The sequence below is a fragment of the Parafrankia sp. Ea1.12 genome (genome assembly GCF_900465275.1).
Taxonomy (GTDB): Bacteria; Actinomycetota; Actinomycetes; order Frankiales; family Frankiaceae; genus Parafrankia; species Parafrankia soli.
The window spans coordinates 1-207 of record NZ_UBIZ01000697.1; the positions used below are offsets into that span (position 1 = coordinate 1).

General features: G+C 67.1%; 1 protein-coding gene. It reads right to left on the bottom strand.

Annotated elements, in window-relative coordinates:
- Nucleotides 1–197, bottom strand: a 197-nt coding sequence (locus FMEAI12_RS35645) for an IS3 family transposase (RefSeq protein WP_368672146.1), incomplete at its 3' end; no start/stop codon positions are given.
- Between the last annotated feature and the right edge of the window lie 10 nt (nt 198–207).

Below are 207 nucleotides of genomic sequence, written 5' to 3' on the forward strand. Positions count from 1 at the left end.
CGCAGGAACTGTCGCCATGTCGTGTCGGTCTGCCGTTTCGGAGCCGGTGGCAACCTGAGGGTCTTCAGGACCCGGCGGATCGTGGATGCGCTCACCCGGTGGCCGAGTTTGAGGAGCTCGCCCTGGATTCGCTGGTAGCCCCACGTCGGGTTCTCGGTCGCGAGCCGCTCGATCAGCGTGGCGGTCTGCTGGGGCAGATCGAGGGAC